General features: G+C 46.5%; 7 protein-coding genes. 1 reads left to right on the forward strand and 6 read right to left on the reverse strand.

Annotated features, from left to right (window positions below; translation table 11 throughout):
• Nucleotides 1–9: 9 nt before the first annotated feature.
• Together ABNT28_RS02640 and ABNT28_RS02645 are read right to left on the reverse strand one after the other, a co-directional pair.
• Nucleotides 10–540: a hypothetical protein gene (locus ABNT28_RS02640; protein ID WP_332924774.1), complete on the reverse strand. Its 531-nt coding sequence runs from the start codon at nucleotides 538–540 to the stop codon at nucleotides 10–12.
• 44 nt (nucleotides 541–584) lie between these two features.
• Complete coding sequence (locus ABNT28_RS02645) at nucleotides 585–1,877, reverse strand: MFS transporter (protein WP_348720975.1); 1,293 nt, start codon at nucleotides 1,875–1,877, stop codon at nucleotides 585–587.
• A 245-nt stretch (nucleotides 1,878–2,122) separates the two neighbouring features.
• On the opposite strand from ABNT28_RS02645, the gene clpB reads away from it, so the two are divergent.
• Nucleotides 2,123–4,795: an ATP-dependent chaperone ClpB gene (gene clpB / locus ABNT28_RS02650; RefSeq protein WP_332924262.1), complete on the forward strand. Its 2,673-nt coding sequence runs from the start codon at nucleotides 2,123–2,125 to the stop codon at nucleotides 4,793–4,795.
• A gap of 290 nt (nucleotides 4,796–5,085) precedes the next feature.
• On the opposite strand, the gene ABNT28_RS02655 is transcribed toward clpB, so the two are convergent.
• The 4 genes from ABNT28_RS02655 to ABNT28_RS02670 form a co-directional block, all read right to left on the reverse strand.
• On the reverse strand, nucleotides 5,086–5,379 hold the full coding sequence (locus ABNT28_RS02655) for a DUF1330 domain-containing protein (protein WP_332924261.1): 294 nt from the start codon (nucleotides 5,377–5,379) through the stop codon (nucleotides 5,086–5,088).
• An 87-nt stretch (nucleotides 5,380–5,466) separates the two neighbouring features.
• Nucleotides 5,467–5,799: a hypothetical protein gene (locus ABNT28_RS02660; RefSeq protein WP_332924260.1), complete on the reverse strand. Its 333-nt coding sequence runs from the start codon at nucleotides 5,797–5,799 to the stop codon at nucleotides 5,467–5,469.
• A gap of 81 nt (nucleotides 5,800–5,880) precedes the next feature.
• Nucleotides 5,881–6,255: a hypothetical protein gene (locus tag ABNT28_RS02665; protein WP_348720976.1), complete on the reverse strand. Its 375-nt coding sequence runs from the start codon at nucleotides 6,253–6,255 to the stop codon at nucleotides 5,881–5,883.
• Between the two features lie 80 nt (nucleotides 6,256–6,335).
• Nucleotides 6,336–6,665 (reverse strand): hypothetical protein, encoded by a 330-nt coding sequence (locus tag ABNT28_RS02670; protein ID WP_332924258.1) that lies wholly within the window; start codon nucleotides 6,663–6,665, stop codon nucleotides 6,336–6,338.
• Between the last annotated feature and the right edge of the window lie 257 nt (nucleotides 6,666–6,922).

The following is a 6,922-nucleotide window of genomic DNA, read 5'->3' on the forward strand; positions in this document are numbered from 1 at the left end:
CTAGCACGTTTATTGATCAATAAATTCAACGTTGCCAGCGTAAGGTGCAATATAAAAGTGTCGCTTGCCAGCCCAGAAGCAACGATCTTCATCAGGCCATATTTCACGATAGTCAGTTGTATCATTGAAATGGAAAAGCTGTTTGCAGCCTAAAAACCGGACAGTAAAGTTGGTTGTGCCCATATCAAGTTTGCCACGATCTTGAGAGGTTATGGCAATCGCCGCGCGATCACGTCGGAAACATTGCCCAACTTTTTCACCTCTACATGCGGTTTCATCAGATTCGGTGATACGAACATAATTTAACCTGCCATCGGTGAAGGTGAAGCCTTCATCGTCAAACATCAAACATCCATCATCAGGTGCGCGCTGACGCTGGGCAAATTCACAAGAAAACCAGACCCCTTGCCATTTGTCCATCTGATCAGATGCGCTGACGGAATGCATGGCACCTATGGTTAGCGTGAACATCACCACGCTTGCCAAAAGAATTCTGTCCCATGTCAGCATGCCTGCGGCATGTATTTTATATACAAGCATTACAAATCCTGTTTGTTGCGACTGTCTGATTAATTTCACATTTATCAGCCCTTACGAAAATGTCCAAGAACGATCATTGATGAAGCCTGTGCAAAAATGGCAATCATCGCGCAAGATCCCAGTATCAGTGCCAACCCGCCGCCAAGGTCAATCATCAGCCCCAATATCATTGGTGACAGTGCCGAACCAAAAACGCTGATAGGTAAAAAAATCGCCTTAATTTCACCAAGGTATCGGGTGCCATAGGCTTCGGCGATGATCGCTGTGGTCGCGGCATTTGGGGTGCCACCTGCAAGGCCGAATAGCATGAAAAATAATGAAATGCCCATGACACTGTCAGCAAAATATAAGCAAATACAGGCAAGTGTTGTTGGGAGCATCGTATAGGGAGCTACGCGCCGTGCGGTAAAGCGGTCAACAAGCTGGCCAGCGGCAAGTGAACCAATCACGGCAAACACTGCATAAAGTACATAATTGGCTGTCCAACTGGCTAGTGATACATTTTTCAGATCAGCCAGATAAATTTGATGAAACATTACGCCTGTCAAAACATAAGAAGGCACGGCGGTTAGCCACATTAACCCGAACCAGAATGTTCGGTCGCGAATGACATCGTGGCGACGCCAATGCTGACCATCAAAGCCAGCATCATTGCCAAAAACATGATTATCATGCGCATGATTTTCATTGTTGGTGTTGGCGGTATCTGCATTTTGGGTGTTTAGGCCCTCTAGACCACCGCCATCCTGCAAGCGTGTGCGTTGGGTCAGATAGCGTAAAAACGGTGCCAGCAGAAACAGCGCACCAAAAGGTAAAATCATCCAAATTGTACGCCAGTCGATAATTAGCATCATCGTTACAACGCTGACTGGGGCGATGGATTCGCCAAGCGTGTGACCAAGCTGTGCAATTGACAATGCCCGGCCTCTTGCGCTGATGTAACGTCGTGCAATCGCTGTGGCATAGGTGTGCGTCGTCATGCCCTGACCAAACAGGCGAAGCATGAACAACCCGATCACCAACATAGTGACTGATTGTATCTGGCTAAAGAATAACGCCGCGCCGGATAGTGACAATAAAACCACCAATGCCAGCTTTTCCACCCGCATCACGTCGGCTAGCTTGCCAAGCCAGAGCAAAGTGATTGCGCTGGCAGTCGTGGCCACCGCATAATAAGTACCAAAATCGCCATGGCTGAGCGAAAGTGCGCCGCGTATTTCGCTGGAAAAAAGTGAAATAAAGAAAGTCTGTCCAAGTGACGAGAAAAGCGCCATCAATAATCCAAACAGCAGAAACCGCCATTCGGTTGTCATAAATTCACGCGTTGAAATCTTCATGGGTAATGTTCGTTTGATGCCTGAAAACCAGTAAGTTGCGCCATCATAGGCAAGATTTCATGCGCAAGATAGAAGATAAATGACAGTACAAATATTGAATTATGAATAGCATATTCCTATGTCTTAATCATGAAGTCATAAACGAGGATGTTGCCGAAGTCTGGCCACCGATTACTGTGTCCATTTTTTGCCAGACAGTCCACAGTTAAAGGCAACCCACTTTTTAGGAAAGGGTGATGTGTGTGATGCAAACTGATAAATTTACTGCGCTTGTGCGCAATGCTTTGACGGCTGGCCAGAATGCGGCTCTGAATGCTAATCATCAACGCCTGACAGCCGAACATATATTGCTGGCGATGCTGGGCGACGACAATGTCATGGTTCGAAGCCTGATCGGTCGCGCTGGTGGTGATGGAGCCGCTTTACGCGCCGCGCTTGAGACAAATTTGGCATCAATGCCTGCGGTAACAGGAAGCGGTGCTGGCCAGCTACAGATGGATAATGATCTGGCGCGTATTTTGGCGGCTGCCGAGACGGAAGCCAAAAATTTCAAAGATCAATTTATAGCAGTTGATATATTGCTTCTGGCAATGGTTAAAGGCGGGCTAAAGGATATCTTCGCCAAGGTAGGTGTTACTGCTGACAGGCTTGCTAGTGCGATTATTGATATGCGCAAAGGGCGAAGTGCCGATAATGATGGGGCCGAAGACACATATGATGCTTTGTCACGATATACAACTGACCTGACTGATGCGGCACGACGTGGCAAGCTTGATCCGGTTATTGGCCGTGATGCCGAAGTGCGCCGTGCGATTCAAATTCTGGCGCGTCGGACAAAAAACAATCCAGTTCTGATTGGCCAGCCAGGTGTTGGTAAGACAGCTATTGCCGAAGGGTTGGCGCAACGCATTGTTAATTTTGATGTGCCTGAGGCGTTAGCTAATAAAACCCTGTTATCGCTTGATATGGGCACACTTGTTGCGGGCGCTAAATATCGTGGTGAATTTGAAGAACGTTTGAAAGGTGTCTTGAAAGAGGTGCAGGATCGCGATGGTGAGATAATCCTGTTCATTGATGAAATGCATCAGCTTGTTGGGGCAGGTAAAAGTGATGGTGCTATGGATGCGTCGAACTTGTTGAAACCAGCCCTGGCAAGGGGTGAATTACGTTGTATCGGGGCGACCACATTGGATGAATATCGCCAGCACGTGGAAAAAGATGCTGCACTTACACGCCGATTCCAGCCAGTTTTTGTTGATGAACCGAATGTTGAGGACTCGATTTTCATTCTGCGCGGCCTCAAGGAAAAATATGAATTGCATCATGGCGTGCGGATTACTGATGAAGCGCTGATCGCTTCTGCACGGTTGTCGCATCGCTATATTAATGAGCGCTTTCTGCCCGATAAGGCCATCGATGTGATGGATGAAGCGGCTAGCCATTTGCGTATCCGGTCAGATAGCAAGCCGGATGATCTTGACCGGACAGACCGGCATATCATCCAGCTAAAGATAGAACAGGCCGCGTTGCTTAAAGAAAGTAAAGACTCACAGAACAAACGTCTTTCGGCGATCGAAAAAGAGCTTGCAGACCTTGAAGCTAAATCAGCAAAGCTGACCGACGCTTGGAATGAGGTCAAATCGCAAATGGGTGAAGTTGGACGTTTGCAACAAGCGCTTGAAGATGCGCGGCATAATCTTGACGTCGCGCAGCGTGAGGGGGATTTGGAAAAAGCTGCCGAGTTGACCTATGCGATCATGCCTGGGCTGGAACAGGAAATTGCCGCAGCAAAAGAAGCTGTGTCGAAATCAGATTTGGTTAACGAAGAAGTTTCCAGTCAGCATATTGCTGAGGTCATCAGTAGTTGGACAGGAATCCCTGTGGATAAGATGCTGGAAGGCGAACGCGAAAAATTGTTGGCGATGGAGAAAATCATTAGCCAGCGGATCATTGGTCAAGATGCCGCTTTGAAGGCGGTGGCAAATGCCACACGGCGTGCCCGGGCAGGGCTTGCCAATCCCGATCAACCAATGGGCAGTTTTCTGATGCTGGGACCGACTGGCGTTGGTAAAACCGAACTGGCCAAGGCATTGGCGGCATTTCTGTTTGATAATGACGCGGCGGTTTTGCGCATTGATATGTCTGAATATATGGAAAAGCACGCGGTTGCACGGCTTATTGGCGCGCCGCCTGGCTATGTTGGCTATGAAGATGGCGGCAGTTTGACCGAGGCAGTGCGCCGACGTCCCTATCAGGTGATCTTGTTCGACGAGGTTGAAAAAGCGCATCCAGATATTTTCAATGTGCTTCTACAGGTGCTTGACGAAGGTCATCTGACTGATGGCCAAGGACGGCGGGTTGATTTCCGTAATACCATGATTTTGCTAACCTCTAATATTGGTGCGGATTATTTGCTGGAGTTGCCCGATGGCGCATCCAGCGACGATGCTCGAGGCAAGGTGATGGCGGATGTGGCGGCTACCTTCAGACCAGAATTTTTAAATCGGCTTGACGAGACCTTACTGTTCCGGCGTCTTTCGCGTGATGACATGGGCGCAATTGTCAAGATTCAAATTGCAACGCTGGCGGCGCGTCTGGCTCAGCGCTCAATTACCCTGACCTTGGATGATGCTGCGGTCGCATGGCTGAGTGCAAAGGGCTATGATCCACATTTTGGTGCGCGGCCATTACAACGGGTAATCCAGAACGCGGTGCAAAACCCGTTGGCTGAGGCTTTGTTAAAAGGCACCTTTGGCGACGGCGATACGGTGCTGGTGAGTGTTGATGGGGATGGGGATGGGGATGGTAAACTAACTTTTTCTAGCAATGGCGTTATGATTGCGAGCAATGTGGATGTGACGCGCACTGGTGATCAAGATGATATGTTGGGCGATGGTTCGGTCGCTGGAAACGCTTAGCGTTTAACAAAGCGAGTGACTGTTTTTATTCTGAACTGATTTAGCATGTGAGGAGGATGGTGCTACCAGCGAGTAGGTCTGCGCTACTTTGATGCACCATTACCAATAGAAATGCACTGTTTCTGCCAGTTTACGTGTTACTGAATCACTGTCAATGCGCACAGATGTTTCACAGTTTGTTTCACAGTGGAAGCTTATTGTTATCATTACAGAGTAAGTGACTAGCTAAGTGCTATCTGATTTTCCTCTGAGTATAGGATAGGTGTGTGTGGAAGATTGCGTGCTGAAGGTTAATCAGACACGCCTTCTATAATCATGAAATCAGTGTCAGAACATTCTTCTCTTACAGCTTTTGCGGCTTGATACTCTTCACTATGATAAAATGTATTTGCAGCTTCTTTGCTTTCAAACTCAATCATCATAACGATGCCACTGACATCGCCTTCAAGTCTGTCAGCATCTGGACCACGAGCAAGCACCCTACCACCATATTTTTTAATGGCTGGCCCTGCCATGCCAGAGAATTCTTGAAACCTGTCTTGGTCCGTGACCCTTATGTTAGCAACTACATAACCTTTAGACATTATATACCTTCCAATCTTAGAAATCATTTACTCACAAAAGCTTTTGGCATAACAGAAAAAGCCCATCTCATTAGATGGTTTAGGGCGTTACGCTTTGCTATCATATATCAACTCAGGGAGAGGTGGTGGTGGTTCATTCACATCTAAACCATGCAACTCCATTGCAGCGGTTGCAAACTCTGGAGGTAGGTTAGCCATAATCTTTCCCCATCCAGCTAAAGGATCTGCTCCCTCGAAGGTCAAAATCACTAAGTGTCCGTCAGGGGTTTCTTGAAGAAAAGAACGTTCATGAACACCAGCATTCTCACGAATCATATCTGTATGGGTTTTGTTTTCTCCAGTCATCTGGTCGAGAACTACACTTTTCCAAGCATCCAATTTTCCGGGCAATATTGGAATCGCTACTGCTAAAATGGCCATGTATTTTTCTTTTAAATAATGTTCAGCTAGTTCTAGTGATGCTTGGAAACTAACGTTTGTACAAGCCTGCTGTGGGTTACGTTACAGGGACTCGATGACGTCTCCATTTAGCACGAGAATATCGCCATAGGTTGTCAGAACTTCCATGAAGCTTTGGAAATGAGGCCATTGCTGTCCTGCTTCCATATGTTGCCCAATTCCTTCTGGTTGGACATATACCTCATTGATAGTGAATAACACATTTCCTGTTGTCCCGTCGTCAGGGGCGGCAGGATTTACCATCTCGTCTGACTTAGAGACATAGTAATGCACTAGCTGGATTTTGCTATTATCGTAGCTGTGTGTTTCACGCATCCATTTTGCATGGTCTCTTATTGTAGCCTCAGCCTCTGCAGCCTTTTCTGCCGGTACTTTTAATCCAAAATTAAATGTCTTTTGCCCTAAATTAACAGTCATCACTCTTCTCCATTTTTCTTGATTTTTTATGAACGGAGAGTCCCATAGCTAATGCCATTTCTGTTTCTCCTCCAATAAACTTAATCTAAGGCAGTAGCGCCCGTTTCCATGCTGATAATTTTACCGTCTTTCAGCATGGCGACCAACATGACAGCTTCTCTGCTATCATCTGGGTAGGACATAAAAGTATGCATTACTAGGATATCGTCATTTTCATAAACACAGCGGGAGGATTCTTGGATGAATTTTTCATTTTCCATCATCCCAGTAACCATAGGCGCCCATTCCGATTTAGAAAAAGTGTCGCCAGATTTATGAAATGTTGCTACGAAATCTTCGTGCAATAGGTCAAGATAGTCACCTACGTTTCTATTAGACATTGATTGAACTAGTTTATTGTTTAAAGACATAATTTATTCCTTTGTATAATGATAATCATGAAGGGCGGGTAGCTAAAAATTAGGCGCTGCCCGCCCAACTGTTTTTAGCCTAATAAAAGTTTGTCAAATTTAAATCTGCTTGCGCCTCTGTTTACCATTTAAATTCGTAAACGCTGTGCGTTGCGTCAATTTGGAATGTGGTTTGAAAAGTTGGCAAAGCTTTTACACCTTTATATTTGCCGGTACCACTAGCCAAACTTCCTGTTCCAATGCCGGTGCTGGTATCA

The sequence above is a fragment of the uncultured Candidatus Puniceispirillum sp. genome (assembly GCF_963979125.1).
Taxonomy (GTDB): Bacteria; Pseudomonadota; Alphaproteobacteria; order Puniceispirillales; family Puniceispirillaceae; genus Puniceispirillum.